The sequence below is a fragment of the Hahella chejuensis KCTC 2396 genome (genome assembly GCF_000012985.1).
GTDB classification, from domain to species: domain Bacteria; phylum Pseudomonadota; class Gammaproteobacteria; order Pseudomonadales; family Oleiphilaceae; genus Hahella; species Hahella chejuensis.
In genome coordinates, this window is sequence record NC_007645.1 from 1,036,570 (window position 1) to 1,061,628 (window position 25,059).

At 48.2% G+C, this 25,059-nt stretch carries 21 protein-coding genes; 17 read left to right on the plus strand and 4 right to left on the minus strand.

Annotated features, from left to right (window positions below):
• Positions 1 to 28: 28 nt before the first annotated feature.
• Entirely contained in the window at positions 29 to 556 is a 528-nt protein-coding gene (locus HCH_RS04670) for a DUF4124 domain-containing protein (protein WP_011394992.1), read from the minus strand.
• A 108-nt stretch (positions 557 to 664) separates the two neighbouring features.
• Complete coding sequence (gene glnA, locus HCH_RS04675) at positions 665 to 2,071, minus strand: glutamate--ammonia ligase (protein WP_011394993.1); 1,407 nt, start codon at positions 2,069 to 2,071, stop codon at positions 665 to 667.
• Positions 2,072 to 2,525: 454 nt separating this feature from the next.
• On the opposite strand from glnA, the gene typA reads away from it, so the two are divergent.
• The 17 genes from typA to HCH_RS04760 all read left to right on the plus strand — a co-directional run bounded on the left by typA (position 2,526) and on the right by HCH_RS04760 (position 22,850).
• Positions 2,526 to 4,343 (plus strand): translational GTPase TypA, encoded by a 1,818-nt coding sequence (gene typA, locus HCH_RS04680; RefSeq protein WP_011394994.1) that lies wholly within the window; start codon positions 2,526 to 2,528, stop codon positions 4,341 to 4,343.
• A 99-nt stretch (positions 4,344 to 4,442) separates the two neighbouring features.
• The gene (locus HCH_RS04685; RefSeq protein ID WP_011394995.1) at positions 4,443 to 5,402 is read left to right on the plus strand and encodes an alpha/beta fold hydrolase; all 960 of its coding nucleotides are present in this window, start codon (positions 4,443 to 4,445) and stop codon (positions 5,400 to 5,402) included.
• 93 nt (positions 5,403 to 5,495) lie between these two features.
• On the plus strand, positions 5,496 to 5,936 hold the full coding sequence (gene dtd, locus HCH_RS04690) for a D-aminoacyl-tRNA deacylase (protein ID WP_011394996.1): 441 nt from the start codon (positions 5,496 to 5,498) through the stop codon (positions 5,934 to 5,936).
• Positions 5,937 to 6,681: 745 nt separating this feature from the next.
• The gene (locus HCH_RS04695) at positions 6,682 to 7,629 is read left to right on the plus strand and encodes a porin (protein WP_011394998.1); all 948 of its coding nucleotides are present in this window, start codon (positions 6,682 to 6,684) and stop codon (positions 7,627 to 7,629) included.
• A gap of 111 nt (positions 7,630 to 7,740) precedes the next feature.
• Positions 7,741 to 8,661 carry a CYTH domain-containing protein gene (locus HCH_RS32120; RefSeq protein ID WP_011394999.1) on the plus strand — a complete coding sequence of 307 codons (921 nt, stop codon included), beginning with the start codon at positions 7,741 to 7,743 and terminating at the stop codon, positions 8,659 to 8,661.
• 23 nt (positions 8,662 to 8,684) lie between these two features.
• On the plus strand, positions 8,685 to 9,473 hold the full coding sequence (locus HCH_RS04705; protein WP_011395000.1) for a DUF547 domain-containing protein: 789 nt from the start codon (positions 8,685 to 8,687) through the stop codon (positions 9,471 to 9,473).
• Positions 9,474 to 9,572: 99 nt separating this feature from the next.
• Complete coding sequence (glnE, locus tag HCH_RS04710; RefSeq protein WP_011395001.1) at positions 9,573 to 12,464, plus strand: bifunctional [glutamate--ammonia ligase]-adenylyl-L-tyrosine phosphorylase/[glutamate--ammonia-ligase] adenylyltransferase; 2,892 nt, start codon at positions 9,573 to 9,575, stop codon at positions 12,462 to 12,464.
• 97 nt (positions 12,465 to 12,561) lie between these two features.
• On the plus strand, positions 12,562 to 13,485 hold the full coding sequence (locus tag HCH_RS04715; protein WP_011395002.1) for a branched-chain amino acid transaminase: 924 nt from the start codon (positions 12,562 to 12,564) through the stop codon (positions 13,483 to 13,485).
• A gap of 35 nt (positions 13,486 to 13,520) precedes the next feature.
• The gene (waaF, locus tag HCH_RS04720; protein WP_011395003.1) at positions 13,521 to 14,567 is read left to right on the plus strand and encodes a lipopolysaccharide heptosyltransferase II; all 1,047 of its coding nucleotides are present in this window, start codon (positions 13,521 to 13,523) and stop codon (positions 14,565 to 14,567) included.
• A 10-nt stretch (positions 14,568 to 14,577) separates the two neighbouring features.
• A complete protein-coding gene (waaC, locus tag HCH_RS04725) occupies positions 14,578 to 15,591 on the plus strand; it encodes a lipopolysaccharide heptosyltransferase I (RefSeq protein ID WP_274377834.1) in 1,014 nt (337 codons plus the stop codon).
• The gene (locus tag HCH_RS04730; protein WP_011395005.1) at positions 15,588 to 16,352 is read left to right on the plus strand and encodes a glycosyltransferase family 2 protein; all 765 of its coding nucleotides are present in this window, start codon (positions 15,588 to 15,590) and stop codon (positions 16,350 to 16,352) included. The genes waaC and HCH_RS04730 overlap by 4 nt, the downstream gene beginning before the upstream one ends.
• Complete coding sequence (locus tag HCH_RS04735) at positions 16,339 to 17,472, plus strand: glycosyltransferase family 4 protein (RefSeq protein WP_011395006.1); 1,134 nt, start codon at positions 16,339 to 16,341, stop codon at positions 17,470 to 17,472. Before HCH_RS04730 ends, HCH_RS04735 begins: the two co-directional genes overlap by 14 nt.
• A 110-nt stretch (positions 17,473 to 17,582) precedes the next feature.
• Positions 17,583 to 18,710, plus strand: a complete 1,128-nt coding sequence (locus tag HCH_RS04740) for a glycosyltransferase family 4 protein (protein WP_011395007.1) — start codon at positions 17,583 to 17,585, stop codon at positions 18,708 to 18,710.
• 86 nt (positions 18,711 to 18,796) lie between these two features.
• Positions 18,797 to 20,017, plus strand: a complete 1,221-nt coding sequence (locus tag HCH_RS04745) for an O-antigen ligase family protein (protein ID WP_238384970.1) — start codon at positions 18,797 to 18,799, stop codon at positions 20,015 to 20,017.
• Entirely contained in the window at positions 20,010 to 20,816 is an 807-nt protein-coding gene (locus tag HCH_RS04750) for a glycosyltransferase family 2 protein (RefSeq protein WP_011395009.1), read from the plus strand. The genes HCH_RS04745 and HCH_RS04750 overlap by 8 nt, the downstream gene beginning before the upstream one ends.
• A gap of 42 nt (positions 20,817 to 20,858) precedes the next feature.
• Positions 20,859 to 21,722 carry a glycosyltransferase family A protein gene (locus HCH_RS04755; protein ID WP_148212479.1) on the plus strand — a complete coding sequence of 288 codons (864 nt, stop codon included), beginning with the start codon at positions 20,859 to 20,861 and terminating at the stop codon, positions 21,720 to 21,722.
• 12 nt (positions 21,723 to 21,734) lie between these two features.
• On the plus strand, positions 21,735 to 22,850 hold the full coding sequence (locus tag HCH_RS04760) for a glycosyltransferase (RefSeq protein WP_011395011.1): 1,116 nt from the start codon (positions 21,735 to 21,737) through the stop codon (positions 22,848 to 22,850).
• On the opposite strand, the gene rfaQ is transcribed toward HCH_RS04760, so the two are convergent.
• Both rfaQ and HCH_RS04770 read right to left on the minus strand, forming a co-directional pair.
• Positions 22,826 to 23,920, minus strand: a complete 1,095-nt coding sequence (gene rfaQ, locus HCH_RS04765; protein ID WP_011395012.1) for a putative lipopolysaccharide heptosyltransferase III — start codon at positions 23,918 to 23,920, stop codon at positions 22,826 to 22,828. The genes HCH_RS04760 and rfaQ overlap by 25 nt on opposite strands.
• Positions 23,917 to 25,044 (minus strand): glycosyltransferase family 4 protein, encoded by a 1,128-nt coding sequence (locus tag HCH_RS04770; RefSeq protein WP_011395013.1) that lies wholly within the window; start codon positions 25,042 to 25,044, stop codon positions 23,917 to 23,919. The genes rfaQ and HCH_RS04770 overlap by 4 nt, the downstream gene beginning before the upstream one ends.
• Between the last annotated feature and the right edge of the window lie 15 nt (positions 25,045 to 25,059).

Here is a 25,059-nt window from a genome sequence, read left to right on the forward strand (position 1 = left end):
ATGCTCTTTTTTGGTGCGTTGTGTTGGGTTAGTTTTTTACACTGGGGCGATGGATCGTAAACTGTACGGGCGTTGTGCTTTGGATTACGCCGGAGTTGTCGATGACATCCAGAGAAACGGTATGGGTTCCTCGGTCGATGCCCTTCAGCTCAAGAAAATTGTCCTTGGTTGTTCCAACAGGGGCTCCGTCCAACGAAACTCGGTAGCTGTGATTGGGATACAGGGTGGGGTCTGATGTGAATAAGACCGTCAGATCGCCATTACCGGAATGAAAAGCGCTGTCATTGGTAGGAAAAGTTATATTCAGCGTCGCGTAATAGCTTGACGGCGCGGACTCCGGTTCGTCACTGCTGCGGGGGGGTATATCCGCCATTTTAGGCATGGTTATCGTTGCGGTTGGGCCGACCTCGACTTTCTCTGCGCCCTCTCTCTCCTGGTCTGAATATTCCACATTGCCTTGTGCGTCAACCCAACGGTAGATTTCAGCGCAGGCCAAGCCCGAGTAAGAAGAAAAAAGCGCGGAAAAAATAAGAATATAAGCGAACCGAGATTTCATAACTTCAACCCAAGTGACCAGTTACTTGAACTGTAGCAGAAGCGGAACCAAAAAAAACCCCGCAGAGTGCGGGGTTTTCGAGTCTGTCGCAGTTAACTGAGCGACGGATTATACAGAGTAGTACATCTCGAACTCGACCGGGTGAGTGGTCATGTCCAGACGTTCTACTTCTTTACGCTTCAACTCAATGTAAGCTTCGATCATGTCCTTAGTGAACACGTCGCCTTTAGTCAGGAACTCGAAGTCTTTTTCTGCGTAATCCAGAGCTTGTGATAGAGAGCTACAAACAGTTGGGATGTTCATGGCTTCTTCTTTCGGCAGATCGTACAGATCCTTGTCCATAGCGTCGCCAGGGTGGATCTTGTTCTGGATGCCGTCCAGACCCGCCATCAACATGGCCGCGAAGGCCAGGTAAGGGTTGGCGGATGGGTCTGGGAAGCGAACTTCGATCCGGCGCGCTTTCGGGTTGGTCACGAAAGGAATACGGATGGACGCAGAGCGGTTACGTGCGGAGTAAGCCAGCATAACCGGCGCTTCAAAACCAGGAACCAGACGCTTATATGCGTTGGTGGAAGGGTTGGTGAAAGCGTTCAGTACGCGAGCATGCTTGATGATGCCGCCGATGTAGTACAAAGCTATGTCGCTAAGACCTGCATAGCCGTCGCCGGAGAAGATGTTTTTGCCGTCTTTGGACAGGGACTGGTGACAGTGCATGCCAGAACCGTTATCGCCAACCAAAGGCTTGGGCATAAAGGTTGCGGTCTTGCCGTAAGCATGCGCTACGTTGTGTACGCAGTACTTCAGAATTTGCACTTCGTCCGCTTTGCGGGTCAGAGTATTGGCGCCAACGCCGATTTCACACTGACCTGCGGTGCCTACTTCGTGGTGGTGTACTTCGATGGTCAAGCCCATGGATTCCATCGCTGCGCACATCGCGCCGCGCAGGTCATGCAGAGAGTCGACCGGAGGTACAGGGAAGTAGCCGCCTTTTACGCCGGGACGGTGACCAACGTTGTTTTTCTCGAAGTCGTCGCCAGATACCCAGGCGGCTTCTTCAGAGTAGATTTCGTACATGGCGCCGTTGATGTCGGACTTCCATTTTACGCTGTCGAAAATGAAGAACTCAGGCTCTGGTCCGAACAGTACAGTGTCCGCAATGCCCGTGGACTTCAGGTACTCTTCCGCGCGCTGTGCGATAGAGCGTGGGTCGCGGTTGTAACCCTGCATGGTGGTGGGTTCGATAATGTTACAGGTCAGGTTCAGGGTGGTCTCTTCTGTGAACGGATCAATAACCGCAGTTTCGTCGTCCGCCAGCAGAATCATGTCTGACTCGTTGATGCCTTTCCAGCCAGCGATGGAGGAACCGTCAAACATTTTGCCTTCTTGAAAGAATTCCGGAGAGATTTCGCTAGCAGGGATAGTCACGTGCTGCTCTTTACCCTTGGTGTCGGTAAAGCGCATGTCAACCCATTTAACTTCGTGCTCTTTAATAAGATTCAGAGTTTTCTCTGACATTCCAGTTACTCCGTAAGATTTTATTTATGTTGAGGTGAAACCGAAACACTGCAGTAGTGAATCCTCGCCACCATGAAACAGACCCGTGGAGGGGAGAGCGTTCCGGGAAGTCTAACGAGCGCAAAAATACTATCACGCCTCATGGTCAGTTGCTTCTGGTTTTCCTGATTAGCAATTTATTTGCCAATAGATTTTTGGCTTATAACAAATTGTTTTTAAAAGGGTTTGCGAGACACCTTCGGGATAGTCCTATCGTGTGTGTTATTGGTTTGCACCAAGTTGGTGCCAAAAAACAGGGCGCTGGGCGATTTTGGGGCGTCGTGCACCATTTTGGTATCAGGCTAAGGATAGATAAATTTTCGAGAGGGTGTATAAAGATGTATAAAAAAGATTCAGGCGTCAGCTATAATGTCGCGCCCTCAGCCCATGACTGTTTATTTTGCAGGTGTTTTTTGTGATCGAGAAATTAAGAAATATTGCTATCATTGCCCACGTTGACCACGGTAAAACTACTCTGGTCGACAAACTCCTTCAGCAGTCGGGCACCTTAGGCCGCAAGGACATGGACGCTGAACGCGTTATGGATTCCAATGATCAGGAACGTGAGCGCGGCATTACTATATTGGCGAAAAATACCGCCATCAAGTGGAATGATTACCGAATTAATATCGTAGACACACCTGGGCACGCTGACTTTGGCGGCGAAGTTGAACGTGTTCTGTCTATGGTTGACTCTGTTCTCCTGCTCGTCGATGCAGTTGACGGTCCTATGCCGCAAACTCGCTTCGTAACTCAAAAGGCGTTTGCTCGCGGTCTGAAGCCTATCGTTGTCGTCAATAAAGTCGATCGTCCTGGCGCCCGTCCTGATTGGGTCGTCGGTGAAGTGATGGACCTTTTTGATCGCCTGGGCGCTACAGAAGAACAGCTGGATTTCCCTGTTATTTACGCTTCAGCATTGAACGGCATTGCGGGGCTTGAGCCGGATGCGTTGCAACAAGACATGACGCCTCTGTTTGAAATGGTAGTTGAGAAGGTGCCCGCGCCGTCTGTCGATGTTAATGGCCCTTTCCAAATGCAGATTAGCGCCCTCGATTACAACAGTTATGTTGGCGTTATCGGAATAGGACGCGTTTCCCGCGGTAAAGTAAAAACCAATACGCCTGTCGTCGTGGTTGATCGCGATGGAGGCAAGCGTAATGGACGCGTATTGACGGTAATGGGCTATCACGGCCTGCAGCGTGTGGACGTGCCTGAAGCGGAAGCTGGGGACATTATCTGTGTTACGGGGCTGGATGAGCTGAATATCTCCGATACGTTATGTAGCCCTGAGCGCCCGGAAGCACTGCCGGCGTTGATCGTGGACGAGCCAACTGTCAGCATGACATTCCAGGTCAACGACTCCCCATTCGCTGGTAAAGAAGGCAAGTACGTCACCAGTAGAAATATCAAGGAGCGTCTGGAGAAAGAGCTGCTGTACAACGTAGCTTTGCGTGTAGAGCAAGGCGACTCTCCTGACAAATTTATCGTATCCGGTCGCGGCGAGTTGCACTTGTCCGTATTGATCGAAACCATGCGTCGCGAAGGATTTGAGTTAGGCGTTTCTCGTCCAGAAGTTATCGTGAAAGAAATTGACGGACAGAAAGTTGAGCCATACGAGCAGGTGATCATCGACGTGGAAGATGAGCACCAGGGATCGATCATGGAAGTAATGGGCCTGCGCCGTGGTGAGCTGGTTAACATGATTCCAGATGGCAAAGGACGCACACGTCTGGAGTTTATTGTGCCTTCTCGAGGCCTGATCGGCTTCCGTTCTCAGTTTCTCACCATGACTTCAGGTACGGGCATCCTGACCCACATCTTCGATCATTATGGTCCTGTGAAAGAAGGCGTGAACGTTGAGCGTAACAATGGCGTTCTTATCTCCAACGTAGCGGGTAAAGTATTAGCATACGCTCTGTTTAACCTGCAGGATCGTGGTCGCCTGTTCGTGGATCCAAACATCGAAGTCTACGAAGGCATGATTATCGGCTTACATAGCCGAGATAACGATTTGGTTGTTAATCCAACCAAAGCCAAGCAGCTGACCAACATTCGCGCTGCAGGTACGGACGAAAATATTCTTCTGACTCCGCCGATTCGTTTCTCTTTGGAGCAGGCGTTAGAGTTTGTTGAAGACGATGAGCTGGTTGAGGTGACGCCCAGCAACATAAGGATTCGCAAGAAGTTGCTGAAAGAGCATGAGCGTAAGCGCGCTGACCGTAGTAAGGACTGAAATCCAAAAGTAGTTGGATAAAGTGATCTAGAAAGTTTTCGGCTTTTCCGCAGAGTGCTATAGTTCTTTCGAGTTAAAGGACAATGCTGGAAAAGCCGAATGCTCACCTTATACCCAGAACTAAAGCCTCATAAAGAACACTTCCTTCCTGTAGATAATCTTCACACAATTTATATTGAAGAGTCCGGCAATAAAGACGGGCTGCCAGTATTGTTTGTGCATGACGGGCCTGGATACGGCTCTGACCCATTCTGCCGACGCCTGCTGGATTCTGAGCGCTTCCGCATCATCATGATCGACCAGAGAGGTTGTGGTAAATCTACACCCTTGGCTGAGACTGCTCATAACCGCCCAGATGTTCTGATTCAGGACATTGAGCGGGCGAGACAACACTTAGGTATTGAGAAGTGGATGCTGATTGGAATGGGGTGGGGCGGTTTCTTATCACAACAATATGCCGGAGCCTTTCCAGAAACTGTGTTAGGAGTAGTGATTTCTGGTTATTTTGTCGCTGATGAGCCGGGTATTTCATGGATGTTACGGGAAGGTGCGCCTAAGATGTTTCCTGATATTTGGCACGAAGTAATGAAGGATTGCCCGCAGGGGAGCGTTGCGGAAGTCCTAAGTTATTTCTCAAAGTATCTGAATGGCTCAAATGAACTGCTTCAGATACAGGCCGCAAAACAATGGGCCGCCTGGGTGGCTAAAATTTCCACTCTGCATCCTTCTCAGGACTTGGTGGATAGGTTGACCCATCCCCACCAGGCCATTTCATTGGCGAGGTTAGGCTGTAATTTCTATCAGGAGCTAACCGACGAGCCTGTGAGTTCCGCTGCGCATTTAAAAGACATCCCGGGCATAATCGTTCATGGTCGTTATGACGCCATTTCCCCTTTGGCGAGAGCGTTTGATTTGCACCAAAGCTGGGCAGGGAGCGACTTGTACATCATTCGAGACGCTGGCCACTCAGTGAGAGATCCTGCGATGGTTGATGCGTTGATCAAATCTATTGGCTCTATGGCGGATAGGATTGGTGGCGTATCGAAACTTAATGGCTAGTCCTATTGACAGTTAAGTGATAGGCAGTTTTAATGCCGCAAATGTTTAAAAAGGCTGTAACGGTTCCTTAAGAATTAAGCGCGAGCGTAATAAATGATCGGATTGGTTCAACGCGTTGCGCACGCTTGCGCCAAAGTGAATGGAGAAGTAATTGGCTCAATCGACGAGGGGCTTCTCGTTTTATTGGCGGTTGAGCCAGATGACACCGAACGTAAGGCGGAGAGACTGTTAGATAGAATTAGTGGCTACCGTATTTTTGCTGATCCGAATGGCAAGATGAACCTAAGCCTTAAGGATGTCGGTGGGGAATTATTGGTTGTATCACAGTTCACATTGGCGGCTGATACGAAAAAAGGTATGAGGCCAAGTTTTTCTTCTGCCGCATCACCCGAATTGGGTGAAAGGCTTTATGACCATTTTGTGGAGAAGGCTTCGGCATTGCTAAGTCGTGTTCAGACCGGGCGGTTCGGCGCAGAGATGGAGATAACGTTAACCAATATCGGTCCAACAACGTTTTCGTTGCGTGTGGAGTAAAAGACTGTTGAAATCTAAGGATTTTGTGCTTGAGGTCTCCTCTGTAAATCCAGCCGGTTTAGCAATGGCCAGGTTTCGGAAATCCACTATGGGTTGGGGAGCCCAATAATATATTTCCTTTGTTATAGTACTGGTGCGTTTCTATGTATGTCTTCATAGGCAAAGAAGGTCACATCAATGTCAGGTGATTAACGAGCCCGTAAGGCTGTTGATTTAACTTATTGATTGTAAAAAAATTGTTTATTTGGGGCGAATCATCTAGCCTTTTTAGGATTTGAAAAATTGATTTTTTGTTACAAAAAAAGATGCCTTAAAGGCACTTTTTGGTTGCAAAAACGACAACGTTGTATTACATATGGTTATTAATTTTCTTGTTTAGGAAAGTTGCATAACCCGTTGTTTGTAAGGATTTTTTGCCTCTCTGCAAAAAAAACTATCAGAATCTTGATGGTAAGTTGTTGATAGAGTAGGAATTTAAGCCTTTTTGGCTGACCTTCAGTGAAGAAATGTAGACCTCTGTGAAGAGGCCTGATTTGCGAAAGTCTATCAACATTTGATAACTGATGGGGTCCGGCGAAAAAGGAGGCTTTGATATAGACAAAACATCGGATTGAAAAATGTCATTGAGTTGACATAATCACGAACTATAAATTGGCAAAATTTTTTTTGCCTAAATAAAGAAAAATGTGGCTTTTAACCATCAATCTTCGAAAGAAGTTGATTTAACACACAAAAGGAAGACGAAATGAAAAAGACTTTGATCGCTTCAGCTGTTGCCGCTGCAACGATTTCTTCTACCACTTTTGCGATGGATCCAGCTTCTGAGCTGGCTGCACGTCTGGACTCTATGCCTACCGTTTACGGTAACATTCAGTTAGTTCAGTCATATGTAAATGTCGATACTGGTGCTGGTGAGTCCAGTAACACTGACTTTGCTGATAATGGGTCTACTATCGGTTTCAAACACAAACATGAAATTATGCCTGGCGTTGAAGGTTTCTTCAAAGCAGAGTTTCATTTTGATGCGGATGACCAAGCCACTAACACAGGTTTAGGCGAGAAGTTTGACGAGGCTTATATCGGTGTTAAAGGTGATTTCGGTACAGTTTTGGCTGGCTCTGAAGATACCGTTTATGAGTGGGTTGACCAAATTGACCTGTTCGAATCAGTGGGTGTTGCAGGTGACGTGGCAGGAATGGCGGAGAGCGACACTCTGCACTACTATTCCCCTAGCTTTAGTGGTTTCACCGTTGGTGTAACCAAATCCTTGGAAGGTGGCTCAGAATATACTGCTTCTGTCGCTGCTAAGTATGAAATGGAAGCACTTCAGGTTGTATTGGGTTATGCCATCAATGATCTGGACGGTGGTGAAGATGTAATCGGTTTGTCTGGTTCATATAAATTCGGCGACTTTAAAGTAATCGGTCAGTTCGAAACTCAAGACGAGAATGTTGATTTCTGGGCGCTTGGTGGTGTTTACACTATGGGCGCTACTCAGTTTGCTGCTGCTTATGGTTTTGCTGACTTTGAAAGCGATGAAGAAGCAAGCGAAATTACACTTCAGGCTCTGCACAACCTGTCTGACAACATGTATGTATATGTTGAATATGATCTGAAAACTCTAGAACCTGCTGGCGGTGGTGACGACACTGACGTCGAAACTTTCAATGTTGGCGCAACCTACGCGTTTTAATATTGTCTGAAAGCATTTTCAGAAAGAAAGCCGGCTCATAGAGCCGGTTTTTTTTTTGCGCGAAAAAATTGGAGAGACTAAAACTTCATAGTGAGTTTACAGAGGGGAATCATGAAAGAAGTCGAGCTTAAGTTTTCTTTTCCGCGAAAGAGATTGGTAAAAACGAACTCTGATCTCATGGCTATTTGGGGAAGCCCAAGCTCAAACACAATACTCCAAAACGTCTATTACGATACCCCTGATTTTGCTATGCAGCGCTCAAGGGTTGCCTTGAGGTTGCGGAATTTAGGAGGTGCATGGGAGCAAACTTTAAAAGGGGGGGGGAGAGATGCGGCTGGCTTGCATGTTCGCGATGAGTGGAACTGGCAATTATCAGATAACAAGTTGGATGTTTCGAAACTTTCAGGGATTGATGTTGTCAAAAATATAGATCTGGGGGATTTGGGGCCTGTATTTAAAACCAACTTTGAGCGTATCAAATGGATGATAGAGGCTAGCGGAAGCGTATTTGAGCTCGCTTTAGACGTTGGTGAGATTAGGGGCGCTACTGGTGTTAGGCCGATATCCGAGATTGAAATTGAGCTCAAAGAAGGTGATGTCTCGGCGGTTTTAGCTGTTGCCGAAAGGATAGCTAAGCAAATTCCCTGCTGGTTGAGCAAAGAAAGTAAGGCCGCTCGTGGGTATAGTCTCGTGGGTGCGCCTCCGATTGGGCGGGAATGCCAATATGAACATTCGGAGAGTGCGCAGCTCGACGAATTAATTGGCGATTTAGCATGCTATATGGAGGTCATCGCTGAGGGGGAAGGTAATGATTGGTATAAATATGTGGAATGCATGGCCGGGATTAACTCTCTACTGACTTTAAGTGGCTCAGACAGAAATGTCGGGGAGCAGATAGTTAAAGCTGAAGTTGAGTCTTTGTTTCAGTGGTTTAGTAGAAAGCAAGAGGTTGGCTTTTCCGAATATATACTCAACTCTACAGCACCTGGCTTGATAGGTTTAGAAGTGTTGAGGAAGATGCTGGCAGGTTAATTATGCTCTCTGTAGGAGGGAGTATGCGTATCAATTTGAGATCTATTTGTTTCTTATGTATTGCTTTTAGCGTATTTGCAGCAAGCGCCAAGGAACCAGACTGGTCGGCATACTCAGAGCTACTGCAGCAATATGTTAAACCTGATCACAAAGAATATATGGATGCGAACTTTGTAGACTATGGGGCTTTGAAAGGAAACGAGAAGTTCTCCAAACTAGTTGAGCAGATCGCAGACTTCCCTTTGTCTGACCTTGAGACCCCTGAAGAGCGCATGGCCTTTTATCTAAATGGCTATAACATTCTCGCTATCAAAATGGTCGTCGATAATTGGCCAATTGTTAAGCTTAAGTCATTGGGCTCCTTCTTTAAGCCTGTTTGGACGTTTGATGCAGGGATCTTGTGCGGAGAGAGGGTGACTCTGCGCTATTTGGAGCATGAAATCCTTCGTAAGATGGGAGATCCAAGAATTCACATGGCGCTTAACTGTGCTTCTATGAGTTGTCCAGACTTGCGTATAGAACCTTACACTGCTAGTAAGCTCCATTTACAGTTAGAGGATCAATCAAAAAAATATTTAATGCAGGATAATAAAGGTATAACCGTTGAAAAAGATGTTATCCACTTATCTAGTATATTTGGTTGGTTTGAGGACGATTTTGAAGTGGTGGGAGGGGTTGAAGCATTTGTTCGTAAGCATCGCCAAGACCTGCCTGAGGATATTAAATTCTCAGCGGACTTGCCGTACAACTGGAATGTTAACGCTATTTTGAATCGCTCAGAATTGAAGAAGGCGTTGGCAAAAAACGATTAGTGATTAGCAGCCCTCATGTTGTCGCACTATGAGGAGTTTGCGATGATTGTTATCGTGCTATCCTGAGCAAGAGAAATTCTGATTAGGGGAGCGCATACAATGGCTGCGCCAAGCGAGCTACAGTTATATCCGTCGGTAATTCATCCAGCAATTCAGAAGTACTGGGATGAGTTTTGTGAGTTGCCGGCCGAAACGTTAAGTGCATTTTCCTCTTATTATCCCGATATTCTCCGCGCCTTTGCAGTTAGTGACTTCCTCGCATTAAATATTCTTAGAGAGCCAGAGTTGGTTCTCAGCTTTTTGCAGTCTTCGCAGCATCAAAAGGAGTGTCAGCTTGTCGACTTTCGAGCGCCGCTGGCTGAAGAGTTGTCGGGGGCTCTAAAAGAAGACGACTTGCTTAGGATACTGAGGCTGTTTCGTCGGCGAATGATGTTTCGAATTATATGGCGAGATTTGGTGTGCCTCGTGGATTATCAAGTCACGACGCGAGAAGTTTCATGGCTTGCAGAAACCTGCATTGATGAAGCTTTGAGCTGGATTTATCGTGATATGAGTCAGCAATTCGGTGAGCCTCATTCTACCGCTGGCGTGAAGCAGCAACTGGTTGTTCTCGCTATGGGCAAACTGGGGGCGAACGAGCTCAATGTATCATCGGATATTGACTTGATTTTTACTTTTCCTGAGAGAGGCGAGACGCAAGGTGGGAACCGTTCCCTGGATAATCAGGCGTTTTTCACTCGATTGGGGCAGAGATTAATACAGGCGTTAGATAATACGACGGCCGATGGTTTTGTATTTAGAGTTGATATGAGGTTGAGGCCATACGGACAGAGTGGCGCTTTGGCCCTCAGCTTTGCGGCAATGGAAGCCTACTATCAGGAGCAAGGTCGGGATTGGGAGCGCTATGCGATGATCAAGGCTCGGGCGGTCGCTGGCGATATTGATGCCGGTGAAGAGCTGTTAACCTCACTTAAACCCTTCGTTTACCGTAAATATATCGACTTTGGCGCTGTTCAGGCGCTGAGAGCCATGAAGGAAATGATTGAGCGGGAGGTTCAGCGTAAAGGTCAGGATGGCAACATTAAGGTAGGGCGAGGGGGCATCAGAGAGATTGAGTTTATCGTTCAGGTGTTCCAGCTAATGCGTGGTGGGCGAGATGTCAGGCTGCAACAGCGAAACTTGTTGTCGACTTTGGAATGTCTCGAGGATGAAGGACTTTTGCCAGTCGCTGCCGCAGCTGAATTGCGGGAAGCCTATATTTTTTTGCGTAATTTAGAACATGCGATTCAAGGACTCGAGGATAAGCAGACCCAGGAGATACCCAAAGATGAAGAAGGGCGGGAGCGGGTTGCTGTGGCGATGGGGTTCCCCGGATGGGGTGCGTGTCGAGTGCAGCTGGATAAATACAGGGACTGCGTATCGGAGCATTTCGCCGACATTATTGCCGAGCGCCGGGAAGCGCCTTTAGAGCGTCCAGACACTATTGAGTGGAAAGCTCTTTGGGCGGGGAGATTGGCTCAGGATGAGGCGCAGGATTTATTATTGCGGTCAGGGTGTGATCAGGCGCAGGAAATTTATGAGGCTGTTACGCAACTCCGCCAAAGCTCCCGAGTCCAACATATGCAGTTGCAGGGAAAAGAGCGTTTGGATGAGTTCATGCCCAACCTGCTCCAGTCTTTGGCGCAAAGTCGTGCATCACATGAAACCTGCAGAAGGCTGTTGGCTCTAGTTGAGGCAGTTCTGCGGAGGAGCGCTTATTTGGCGCTACTGAATGAGAATCCTGGCGCACTGACTGAACTTATTCGCTTATTCGCAGAAAGCGCCTGGATCGCGAGGCAAATTGTAACTACGCCCTTGCTGCTGGATGAGTTGTTGCACTCTGGCAGTCTTTACACTCCGCCTGACACCACTGCGCTGCGTGATGAGCTCCGACAGCAAATGTTGCGTATTCCCAATGATGATCTGGAAGAGCAAATGGAAGCGTTGAGGTACTTTAAAAAGGCCCACGTATTACGGGTGGCCGCCTCCGATCTTCGTGAAACTTTGCCTTTGATGAAAGTCAGTGACTATCTGACTTTTATCGCTGAAACCATTATTGAGCAAGTGGTGGATGAAGCCTGGGAAACGATGGTGAAGAAATACGGTGAGCCAGGCTACGAAGATGCTGCGCTAAATGATATGCGGTTTGCAGTCATCGGCTATGGAAAGCTTGGTGGGATTGAAATGAGTTATGGCTCGGACTTGGACTTGGTCTTTCTACATGGCGCCTCAGGAGACTTAAGTACTAGTGGTGAAACCAGCATCGCCAATCAGGTCTTTTTCACTCGCCTTGGGCAGAGGATTATCCATTTGCTGACGACGAAAACGGCATCTGGAGATATATATGAAGTGGATATGCGCCTGCGGCCCTCAGGAAATTCGGGATTGCTGGTCAGTTCTGTAAGCGCATTTCAGCAATATCAAGAAAAAAGCGCTTGGACATGGGAACATCAGGCTTTGGTTAGATCGAGGGCGGTGGCGGGATGTCCCGGTATTCGCGCAGAGTTTGAAAAAGTAAGGAAAGATATTCTTACACAACATCGAGACCCGGCTAAATTGCGCACAGAGGTGATGGACATGAGAGAGAAAATGCACGCCTCTCTCGGAACCAAGCCGGATTCCTCTGGAAGCCCGCCTTATTTCGACCTCAAGCATGATAGGGGCGGTATCGTTGATATCGAATTTATGGTTCAATATGCAGCTTTGCGCTGGGCGAATGAGTACCCTCAGATTGTTGTCTGGAGCGACAACATCAGGATATTGGAAGCCTTGGGCGATGCTGGCGTTTTCTCTCAGGAAGATGCGGATAAGCTTTGTGATATCTACCGCTTGCTTCGCGCCCATGGGCACCGGTTAGCGCTTCAGAATCTTCCCGCGCGGATACAAACCGACGAGCTGTTGGAAGAGCGTCGTTGGGTTGTGGCGTTTTGGGAAAAAGTATTTGCGGAGTGACTTGGTTCCTCCTCTAATTAACCAATACTCTTCCGACGTTTAAGTCGGGTTACAGTTTAAGAATGTGTGGCTTTGGGCCCCGAAGGAGTTGACTGCTATGTCCATGGCTGATCGTGACGGTTTGATCTGGTTCGATGGCAAAATGACGCCTTGGCGTGACGCCAATGTGCATGTGTTAACACATACGCTGCATTACGGCATGGGTGTGTTTGAAGGCGTCCGCGCTTACCAGACTCCTGATGGCGCTGCGATTTTTCGTTTGCAGGAACATACCGACAGGTTGTTTGACTCCGCTCACATCATGAACATGAAGCTGCCTTTCTCCAAGGAAGAGCTTAATGAGGCGCAACGTCAGGCGGTGCGTGAGAACAATCTGAGTTCGGCGTATATGCGGCCAATGGCTTTCTACGGCTCAGAAGGTATGGGGCTGCGCGCTAATAATCTGAGCGTGCATGTGATCGTCGCCGCTTGGGAATGGGGTGCGTATTTGGGTGAAGAGTCGCTGCAAAAGGGCATCAAAGTGCGCACCAGCTCTTATACTCGTCACCATGTGAATATTTCTATGACTCGCGCTAAAGCGAACGGTCATTACATCAACTCTATGCTGGCTTTGAATGAAGCGTTGGCGTGTGGGTGTGACGAAGCGCTGTTGCTTGATCCGGAAGGTTATGTGGCGGAAGGTTCTGGAGAAAATATTTTTGTTGTCCGTGATGGGGTGATTTACACACCGGAGCTGACCTCCTGTCTCAACGGCATTACTCGTAACACGATTTTTCATCTGGCGGAGCACTTGGGCTATAAGCTGGTGGAGAAACGTATTACTCGCGACGAAGTCTATATCGCTGATGAAGCGTTTTTCACTGGCACTGCGGCGGAAGTTACGCCTATTAGAGAACTGGATGGGCGCCCAATCGGCACTGGTCAGCGCGGACCGATTACAGAAAGACTGCAGTCTCTGTATTTCGATGTGGTTAAAGGACGTAACGAAGAATTCAAACACTGGTTGACGCCTGTCGTCTAAGTCTTAGTTCATTTCTTTGTAAGAGGCGCCAGCCCTTGAATATTCTGATTATCGGGCCCTCTTGGGTTGGCGATATGGTGATGGCGCAAAGCCTTTTTAAAGTGCTTGTGCGCCTTTATCCTGACGCTCAAATAGACGTCCTTGCTCCAGGTTGGAGCCGCCCCATTCTTGAAGCTATGCCGGAAGTGAGGGACGCTATCGATATGCCGGTGGGGCACGGCAAGCTTATGCTGAAGGCCCGGCGTGAATTGGCAGCCTCATTAAAGGCTAGAGATTACGCTTGGTCGATCATTCTCCCTAACTCATTGAAGTCCGCCTTAATTCCTTGGTTTGCGAGCATACCAAGGCGTACCGGTTGGCGGGGAGAAATGCGTTATGGCTTGCTAAATGACATTCGTAAGCTAGATAAAGCGCGGTTCCCGCTTATGGTCGAACGTTTTGTGGCGCTCGCCTATGATAACGGGATGGCTGACTTAAGCTGTATACCCAACCCTGAATTGAAACCGGATGTTAAGCTTACTGCGGACGTTTGCGCTAAATACGCCGTAGAGGCGGTTGGAGCGCCGATATTAGGATTGTGTCCTGGCGCCGAGTTTGGCGCCGCCAAACAGTGGCCTGCTGAGCATTATGCGGCTGTTGCGCGCCATTACCTGCATAAGGGATGGCGTGTCTGGCTGTTTGGCTCCGCTAATGACAAACCTGCTTGCGAAGAAATTGCGGCAGCTTCTGGTTCTGCTGGAGTCATGAATTTCGCTGGTTTGACGACGCTGCAGGAAGCCGTGTCGTTGTTGTCATTGACTTCTCGCGTGGTTAGTAACGACTCAGGTCTAATGCATGTTGCTGCAGCGCTGGGATGTCCACTGGTCGCCGTTTACGGTTCTACCTCTCCAGACTTTACGCCGCCGCTTGCTGAGCACAAGCAAATCGTTCGCTTGGGTCTGGACTGCAGTCCCTGTTTTGAACGTACTTGTCCTTTGGGGCATTACAACTGCCTTAAACAGTTGCCAGCGGAACAGGTAATCTCTGCGTTGGATAAGTTGCCGCATCGTTCCGGTAACCAGGGAGTGGCGCCCATTGCCTAAAGTTTTACTGGTGAAAATGTCCTCTTTGGGGGATGTAGTGCATACGCTGCCTGCTGTTACTGAGGCTGCGATGAACGTGCCGGGCTTACAATTGGACTGGGTGGTGGAGGAAGCGTTTGCAGAAATTCCTACTTGGCATCCGTCTGTAAATAAGGTCATCCCCGTTGCGTTGCGGCGCTGGCGTAAAAACCCTTATAAAGCGTTGAGATCTGGTGAGTGGGCGGACTTTGGAGAAAAGCTTAGATCAGATTATGACCTTGTTATAGACGCTCAAGGCTTGTTGAAAAGCGCCTTTATCGCCAAAAAAGCGGGTACAGAAATCGTTGGATATGATCGCACGTCTGTGAGAGAGCCTCTTTCCAGTGCGTTCTATCACCGGCGTTACTCTGTCGCTAAGCAAATGCATGCGGTGGAGAGGACTCGGGAGTTATTCGCCCAGGGGCTTGGTTATGCGAAGAACGGAGCGCCGGATTATGGACTCAAGATAGACGCTACTGAATCTGAAGAGCCTGGCCCAACGGTTATGTTTCTTCATGGTACGACATGGCGTACCAAACATTGGCCTGAGTCTTTTTGGGGGGGGTTGGCCCGGCGGTGTCGGGAAGCTGGTTATAATGTTTGGGCGGCTTGGGGGAATGAGCAAGAAAAAGAGCGTGCGGAACGCTTGAAGGCGTCCTCCGGCGTGCGTGTATTGCCACGAATGTCATTGAAAGGGGTCGCGGAGCATATCGCCGGAGCTCAAGTTATTGTCACTGTGGACACCGGTTTGGGCCATTTGGCGGCAGCGCTGGCTAAACCGACAATTGCTCTGTATGGGCCAACTAATCCGGCCCTCACTGGAATATACGGAGCGCAACAAACCTCCCTTGCCTCAAGTTATCATTGCGCGCCTTGTATGCGAAAGCATTGCCGCTATGAAGTCTTGGGTGAAAAATTTGATTATCCTCCGTGTTGGAATGACCTTTCTCCCGACGTGATTTGGGAAAGGGTTATCAAGCTTGTTGATAGAGAGCGAATAACGTGAGCCCTGACCCAAAATTATTGAGCGTAACCATAATTACGCTTAATGAATCTGCGCGAATAAAGGCCTGTATAGAAAGTATCGCTTTCGCTGACGAAATAGTAGTCATCGACTCAGGAAGTGATGACGATACTCGAGAAATTGCAAAGTCGCTTGGCGCCAGGGTGATAGAAAAATCATGGCTGGGTTATGGCAGGCAAAAACAGTTTGCTGTCGAGCAAGCTGCGAATGATTGGGTGTTGTGTCTGGATGCGGATGAACGTGTGACGCCTGAGCTGGCGAAAGAAATTCGCGAAGTAATGCAAAATCCAGCTTATTCCGGCTACGTAATGCCAAGGCGCAATAGATTTATGGGGCGTTGGCTCAGATATGGAGAGGGTTATCCCGATTTGAGTCTGCGTTTGTTTGATCGGTCTAAAGGTCGCTGGAGCGATGACCCTATCCATGAAAAAGTAGTTTTGGAGTCGGAAGCTGGGCGTTTAAGCGGGGACTTACTGCATTTCTCCGAGGATGGCGTTGCAGCATATTTGGAAAAGCAAAACCGTTATACGACGCTGCAAGCTCATGAGCTGAAACGCAGAGGGAAAAAATTCTCCCATGCTCAGCTAATATTTAGTCCCTTATTTCGCTTCATAAAGTTTTATTTTCTTAAACGAGGTTTCCTGGATGGCGCACCGGGGCTGATTCACATAGTGGTAGGTTGTATGAATAGTTTCTTTAAGTACGCCAAGTTGCGAGAGCTGGGCCTAAATGAAGACCGTTAGTTCGGATGTGCAAGGAGAGCTCAGAATATGTTTTTACACGGATACCTTTTTCCCCCGACAGGGGGGCGCGCAAGTAGTGCTTCATCATCTAGCGACCGAGCTGACTAAGCTGGGTGCTCAGGTTGTGGTTCTGGCTCCTCATTTTAAGGGTGATACAATCTGTGACGATGAGTACGAATACAGGGTTGTAAGGTTTAAAGCTCCCGGGTCGAAAAAAATCGGAAACAGGATGGTTCTTTTAGACCTGTTTAGGTTGTATCGGTCATTCAAGTTTGACCTTCTTCACTGCCATGCGGCATACCCTCAAGCCTTTGTCGCCAGGAGTTTTAAGCGTCTTGTAGACATCCCTGTCGTTTGTCGTCCTCATGGGAATGATATTGTGCCTGAAGGCGGGATAAGGAAAAGCCGTTATGCAGAGAGGCGATTGATCCTAGGGATGGAGTCGGTTGATATCTTTGTCGCTCAAGGCGCTTACATGAAGTCTGTATTGATAGAGTTGGGCGCGCCTGAAAGAAAAATTGTGGTTATCAACAATGGGGTCGACGACAACATCCTAACTACCTCGCCAAGTATGACGGCAGGATGCGGAGACTATGCGCTTGCAATGGGACGGCTGAGTTCAGTTAAAGGGTTTGATAATCTAATTAGAGCGATAGCCAAAACGTCAGACTCTAAAATCACTCTGAAAATAGCGGGGGACGGGCCGGATAGCAAGCTGCTCGGGGCGCTGGTCAGGCAATTGGGATTGAATGAGCGGGTAGAGCTTCTTGGGCATATAAGCGGGGAAGAAAAAGTAAGTTTGCTGAAAGGAGCGCGCCTTTTCATAAACTCTTCACGCAAAGAGGCGTATTCAAATGCCATTGTTGAAGCAATCGCCTTGCACATACCGGTAATCGCCACAGAAGTTGGCGGAAATCGGGAGATTATTGAACATGGCGTCACAGGCCTAACGTATTCTGTAGAAGATACTGACCAATTAGCGTACGCCATTTCAGTTTTATGGCATGACGGAGATTTAAGAAAAAGCCTCGCCGAGAAGGCTTATTCTAGAGTTCATCCATCAAGCTGGCGTAATATCGCTACCCAGTATGAAAAAATCTACCGGTTGTTGACAGGTTAGATTGAGAACATTAGCAAGCATCTGGAGGGTAAGCTTCATTTAGAGACTGGAATGAGCTTTGCCTTCTTGGCGCAAAGCTATTGTATTTAGTGAAATCATATAAGATAACTATGTCCAACCTCTGTATCTGTTTTTACACTGATGTATTTTTACCATCCATTGGAGGAGCGCAGACAGTACTCCATCATTTGGCTACAGAATGCACTAAGCTCGGTATTCGAGTCGTTGTTTTGGCCCCTGCGCCGAAAAGAAGAAAATACGACGACAGCCAATATTCTTATGATGTGGTGCGATTCAAGGCGCCGAGATCGAAAAAGTTTGGAAACCGATTGAGGCTCATAGATCTGTACCAAGTTTATCGAAAATACCGGTTTAATGTGTTGCATTGCCACGCCGCCTATCCGCAGACCTTTGTCGCGCGTGAATTGCGTCGATGGATGAACTTTCCGGTGATTTGTCGCCCTCACGGCAGTGATATTGTGCCGGAAGGAGGTATTCGCAAGAGCGATTATGCAACGAACCGGATGCGAAAGGGCCTGGATATTGTTGACCGCTTTATTGCCCAGTGCCGCTACATGGCGGATGTAATGAAAGACTTTGGTATTCCTCCCGAGCGTATAGACATCATTAATAACGGAGTCAGCCTGGAAGACTTCTCAAGCGTTGAACCGTTCAAGGCGGAAAAGCCTTACGCTGTCAGTGTCGCCAATCTGATTCCGAGAAAAGGCTTCGATATTATGCTGAAAGCTTTTGCAAAACTGGAGCGGAAGGACATTGAGTTCAGGATCGTGGGACGTGGCGACAACATGGAAAAGTATGAAAAGTTAGCTGAAGAATTGGGTATTGCTGACAGGGTTATCTTCCATGGGCCTAAAATTGGCGAGGAGAAAATTGCTTTGTTGAAAGGCGCAACGGTATTTCTTTCTGCATCCCGCAAAGAGCCGTATTCTAACTCCCTGTTAGAGGCAATGGCGGCTGGATTGCCGGTCATCGCCAGCGCTGTAGACGGGTGTTTGGAAATGGTGACGCCAGGCGTAAATGGCTGGTTATTTCCCAGTGAAGATATAGACGCTATGGCTGATCTTATCGAGCAAGCGTTTACGGATCGACCGCTGATGCAAAGGACCGCGGCATCTACAACCGAGTATATTGCGCAACATGACTGGCCAATTGTCGCTCAACAGTATATTGAGCTTTATCGTGAGGCCCTTAGCTCACGCATAAATTCTCACAAGTGATTTGCGCCTGCTCAGTTATGACACAGCATTGTTGTGAACGCTCTCTAAGCAAGTCCGATTTGATATGGCGGAATGTTGAGTTTTTATTGTTGCTGGCGGGTATTATTGGTACGCCGTTGCTTGAGGGGGTGCGGAATACCGGGTTATTGGGCTTCATGGCGATTTGGCTTGTTAATCGCTTTCGGCTTAAAGACTTCAAACTGGCGTGGGATAGATGGGACCTGGCAGTCATATTATTTGCCTTGAGCATGCTTGCCACCCAACTAGCGGTTGCGCTGGAGGATAATCTGGCGACAAAAGTTTCTCATGTCCTTCGCTACTTGATTTTATTTTTCATGCTGCGGTATTCGCAGTTTTCAACGCGGCAGTATTGGTTGATATTGGCTGCTCTGACTCTGTCTATCTTTGTAGGTATGGCGTGGAGCTGGCCTGACTATCTGAATACTCACAATTTTATCGCTCTGCGCTTACCAAATATTCAGCATGTCAACCACGCGTCATTGTATGTATTGATCGCCTTTCAGTTTCTTCTATCCGGTCTTTTATACATTTTATTTCGTGGGCGCTGGTTGCTATTTACTGCGTTGGCGATCTCGTTAGTTATAGTCGGCGCCTGGCTGATGGCGGCCAGTAGTCGTGCGGCGATCGGCGTAGCGGCGTTATCTATTGTCGTTGCATTGATTCCTGTAATGATGCGAAGCAGAAAAGTTGCTGTGATTGCTCTCGTTGTTTTACTGAGCGGTATTGGCTTGCTGGCAACGGTTTTCCCTGGGGTTATCGCCAAGCAGAACCAATGGTCCGTTTTGTTTGAGGGTAAGCTGACTCCTAGAGAGAGAATATGGAATACCGCATTGGAGGCGTATCCTGAAGCGCCTTGGTTGGGAAGAGGTTATAACGAGTATAAGCAGTTAACAGAAGATTATATAAAAGAGGTCGCTAAGAGTCGGGGAGAAACATACAGTCCTGACCGCTTTTGGTTTGTGGAGCATGCTCATAATGTTTACCTGACTTGGCTGGTCGAGCATGGTGGGATAGGTTTGTTCTGTCTTTTGTTTTTTTTCCTGGTTTGGCTGATTACCTTATTTCAGGATTTCTCCAGGCTTAGAGAAGATCCGATATTTGCTTGCTGGTGGACCATTGCCATGAATACTCTGCTGACGTTAACGGTGGCGGGGTTAGTAACCACGACAATGCGAAGAGATACCGCGTTTATAGCTCTGATGGCGCTGGGATTGTATTTAAGCTACTCCAGATGGGGCGCGAGGCGAATGTTAGCTGGGAACAAAGAGGGCGTCTGGAGTGAATAGAATATCGGTTGTCATTCCTACCTTTAATCGACCGCAGTATATCAATACAACCGTTGATATGGTGCTGCGACAAACTCATCCTCCGTATGAAATTATTGTTGTCGACAACGGTACGGAGCCGTGTCAGCTAGAGCAAGCTTTTCCCGATACGGTACGGTTATATCGTATTATGAGTCGTGCAGGAGCGGCTCAAGCAAGAAACTTCGGTGCGTGTATGGCTGCTGGGGAGTTTATTGCTTTTCTTGATGATGATGATATTTGGGAAGATCAGTACCTGGAGAAAATTCAGAAAGTCATTGATGAAGACAAGCCTGACCTGATTGTCGCGAAATTAGATAAGCTTCTGAATGGAAAAGTGCTGCCATTCAAGAATCCCATAAATACCCCGAGAATCTCTGGTTTTATATATCAAAACCCCGGTTATACGGGATCCTCTGTGACAATTAGGAAAAGCGCTTTCATTGAGCGGGGCGGTTATGACCCACGCTTTCGAAATGGGCAGGATAAGGAGATTGCTATTAACTTTCTGATGAGCGGAAAGAAAATTGTTCACGCGCCGGAGGCGCAAGCCATCATCCGCCTGCATGCAGATGAGCGACTGACATATAGCAATAGCTTTATAACGACCGCTCGATTATTGAGAGAGAAATATCCAGAGATGTATAACTCATATATCTATTTGAAGTCCTTAAGACAAGCACTTACGAAGCCGAAGCAAACACCGCTGAAGGATAAGTGCGCCGCTGTTCTTCTTAAAGTCTGTCTTGGATTGATGAAACCTTTCTACAAAAGAAAGTAGTTTAGTAAAGGTTTTAGGATCTATAACGAGCGAGGCTTGGGGTTGGAAAAGAAAACTGGACGAAACTTAAATAGAGTTGAACGCAAGCAGTGGCGTTTTGAGCTGTATTTAAAAATGAAGTCTTTGGTGTCCAGTCAATGTGGAGTGGAGGTTGGCTCAGGTTCGCCCATTGTCAGTTTAACCAGTTATCCGCCAAGGTTTGCTCAATTACATATCTGTTTGGAGTCTATCTTAAATCAAAGCGTCAAGCCGTCCAGACTGCTACTTTGGATTGCGAAGCAGGATATGAGTAGCTTGCCAAAAAAGGTTGTCAAGCTTCAGGATCGAGGCCTGGAAATTAAGGAATGCGAGGATATTAAGTCCTATAAAAAACTGATATTTGCGCTGGAAGAATACCCGCAGTCGTCCATCGTAACGGCCGACGACGACATATTGTATCCACATGACTGGTTGGCGACCTTATTTGAAGCTCACAAGTCCAACCCCGCTCAGATTATATGCCATCGCGCCCGCTATATTACTTTCAATGCAGCAGGGGAGCTCAACCAATACCGGTATTGGCCAAATATTCAAGGACGTGAGTCCGGGGGGAGCGTAATTCCTGTAGGTACTGGAGGAGTGCTTTACCCTCCTGGAAGCCTTGCTCCCCCAGTTTTCGACTCGGCGTGTTTCATGGAAATTTGCGCCCATGGCGACGACATTTGGTTTAAGGCTATGTCGGTGCTGGCGGCAACTAGTTGTCTGAAATTGGACCGCTTCAAACATAATTTCTTCGAAACGAAGGGGGCGCACTTGAGCGCTTTACAAACCTCGAATCTGAATGGGCGGAACGACCAGCAGATTGCCGCTGTTTTCTCAAGGTTCGAGGTTACCGCCAAATTAAAATTTAATGACAGTTTCCATTGATTGGAGTAGAACTTGAAACTCAATATCCTTCACACTGAGTCTTCCTGCGGATGGGGCGGCCAGGAGTTAAGAATCTTAGGGGAGAGCGAAGGGTTTATCGCGGAAGGGCATAAAGTAACTATCGTTTGCCCAGAGCATGCCCCGATATATGCGGCGGCTCAAAAGCGTGGCATTCCCGTTTTTCCTGTGCCTATTGAGCGCAAGAATATTAAAGGCTTGCTGGCGGCCTATCGTTGGCTGAAAAGTAATCCTCCCATGATCATTAATACGCATAGCTCCACTGATAGCTGGTTGTTCACTCTAGCTAGCCGCTGGTTAAGCAAACGTCCGGCTGTGGTTCGCTCGCGGCATGTCTCCGCCCCTGTCCATGATAATTGGCCTACTACTTGGCTGTATGCGAAAGGCGCTGATTACATTGTCACGACGGGGGACGCTTTGAGAGACTATTTAACTTGCCAGGCGAGGTTCGCCAAGCAAAAGGTGGTTTCGATTCCGACTGGATTGGAAATCAACAAATATCCGCCAGCGGAGGATAAGGGGCGGGCCAAAACCTTACTTGGACTGCCTGTGGATCGCCCTGTGATTGGAAAAGTTGCGATCATGCGAGATTGGAAGGGGCATCGCTATCTAGTCGATGCTTTTGCCGAGCTATTAAAGTCGGGGAAGAGTGCGCATTTACTATTGGTTGGCGGTGGCGAAGAATTTGAAAATGTACAGAAGCAAATAGCGGATTTGGGTATTGGCGAGCATGTCACACTCACTGGCACTGTCGATAATGTGTTGGACTATCTACACGCTATGGATTTATTTGTACTGGCTTCCTATGACAACGAAGGGGTGCCTCAAAGTATCATGCAGGCGATGTTGACCGGGCTGCCAATAGTCGCCACGGACGTAGGAAGCGTTCGGGAAATAGTCGTGGAGAACAAGACCGGTCTGATGGCGCCGCCCAAAAACGTGCAGGCGATGACGGACGCCATGAGGCAGATGGTTTCTGATAGAGAGCGCTTGCGTACAATGGGACTCAATGCCCGCCAGTTTGGAGAAGAGCGCTTTTCCCGTGAATTGATGGTGGAGCGAATGGAGAAAGTATTTACCGAAGCCTATGCTTCCCTATCCGATAGATAACTATTGATGGTCTGAAAAACAGTATCGGCTTCAATGCTGGAGAGGCACTCACTGAGTTTGCCTCCACCGCAGCCATCCAGCTCGCATGAGCGACAGCTGAAGCCGCTGTGGGCGATTACCTGTGATCTATCTCCCCAAGGCGCCCATTTTTTCTCGTCAGAGGGGCCAAAAAGCGCCACAACTGGTTTGTCCAATGCGGCGGCCATATGCATGGGAGCTGTGTCGACGCCAATGAATCCACTGCTTTTAGCGATGAGGGCTGTGAGTTGATCAAGCGACAACTCTCCCGCGAGGGTGATGGGCCGTGTCTCTAAGCCCGCGTTGATCTGTTTTATCATTTCGAGCTCCCGGTCGTCTGGCGCAGCAGTCATAATCAGTGGCACGCCTGCATCCTGCAGCAACTTGATCAACTCTATATTCTTTTCAACCGGCCAGCTTTTGAACATCCAGCGGGAAGTCGGGTGGATAATCCAGAATTTGTCTAACTGCAGTTGTTGCAGAAGCTCTCCCACTGAGGCCTCAGCCTGACTGCTGGCCTGTAGCACCAGTTTTTTATGTTCGGGGCGAGGGTAAAGACCAACTCGTCTGAGTGCGTCCAGATTAGTTTCTACAGTATGTCGAGGTGTTTCGGGGAGGGGATATAAATGGGTGAAACTTTTTTTCCACCAGAATGATTTGGCGCGTTTAGGGTACTTGGCCGCTACAGAATAGGGGGTTTTTAGCGCTCTCGCTAACTTTGCGCCTCGCCAGTGATCTGTCAGGTGCACCAACAAGTCGTAGTGACGTCCTTGCAGTTGTTTTCGTAGTGTCCTTTCCGCCTGCAGGTGCCGAAGTAGCGGAAGTTTGCGCCATTTTTTATCAATGCAAAATATTTGGCTTAATTCTGGATTGTGCTCAACCAACGCTTTGGTGTCGGCATAAATGAGCAGATCTATTTCAATGTGCGGATACTGCTGTTTAACTGCGTGGATGACAGGGGTTGTCAATAACACGTCACCGTGGTGGCGTAGCTTAGTGACCAGAATCCGTTTGACCTGGGCAAAATCAATCGCGTCGGGCAAGTAGCTCATTTTTTGCCTTTCATCGAGAGGGCATTATTGTAGGCGTTCAACATCCCGCACATCATACCTTCCATTGTCAGCTTGTCGAGAGCGTATTGGGTGGCGTTAGCGCGTAGTTGATCCGCTAAATCTTTATTCTCCACCAGCCGAAGGACTTGCTCTGCAATACCTTTGGGATTAGCAGCAGGGGCGATCAGTCCGGTTTGCTCATGCTCAACCATTTCTGGAAGCCCGCCAATATTGGACGCCACCACATTGGCTCCACACAAATAAGCCTGGGAGACCAGCCGTGTTCTGGCCTCTGTCTCGACCGAAGATACGACGACGATATCACTGATGGCCAAGTAGTTCTCGACGTCTGCGTGATAGCCAAGAAACTTGAACCTGTCTTTAAACGGAGTGCGTTGAATCTCCGTCATCACTTCATCTTTGTAGCCACGGGTGGAATCAGTCGCTTCACCAACTTGGATAAATGTGGCGTTTGGCATGCGCCGGGCGACCTCTGTGCAGGCTTTTACAAAATACAGCTGGCCTTTATCCCGCCTGATCATGCCTACATTGGCGATGACTACATGCTCTTCAGGAATTCCCAGCTGTTGCTTCAGCACTTTTTGTGTCACGCGCAGCTCAGACCTGAAGCGGTCTGAATCTACACCAGCTTCTGCAACATATATGCGTTCCGGCGTCGATAATCCGAGGTTGATAATTTGCTGCTTTATATGTTCGGCAGTTGTAATGATAAAGTCATTACCCACCCGCCATACGAGCCGATGCAAAAAGTCGTTTTTTATAGGGTCAATAACGTGACGCGAGCGTACAACTACTTGGCCTGTAAATAATTTCGCTAGTGCGGAATAACTGGCGTCTCTGCTGCTATGGCAGTCGAGGACATCGTATTTTTTATGTTTCAATAGCTTGCAGAGGCTGCGTATAGTGCCTGGGTTGGCTGAGCCGCGCAGATCCAGAGCATGGGCAGGGATATTGCGCTTTTGGGCTTCCAGGTAAATTTTAGAGTCCGCCCGCGCTATCAGTTCCGCTTCATAATTATGCGACCGCAACCACTCTATTTGTTCGATGATACGGAGCTCCTGGCCGCCCCAGTTGATGCTGCTTTCTATATGCGCAATTTTCATATGTGGGTATTTCGC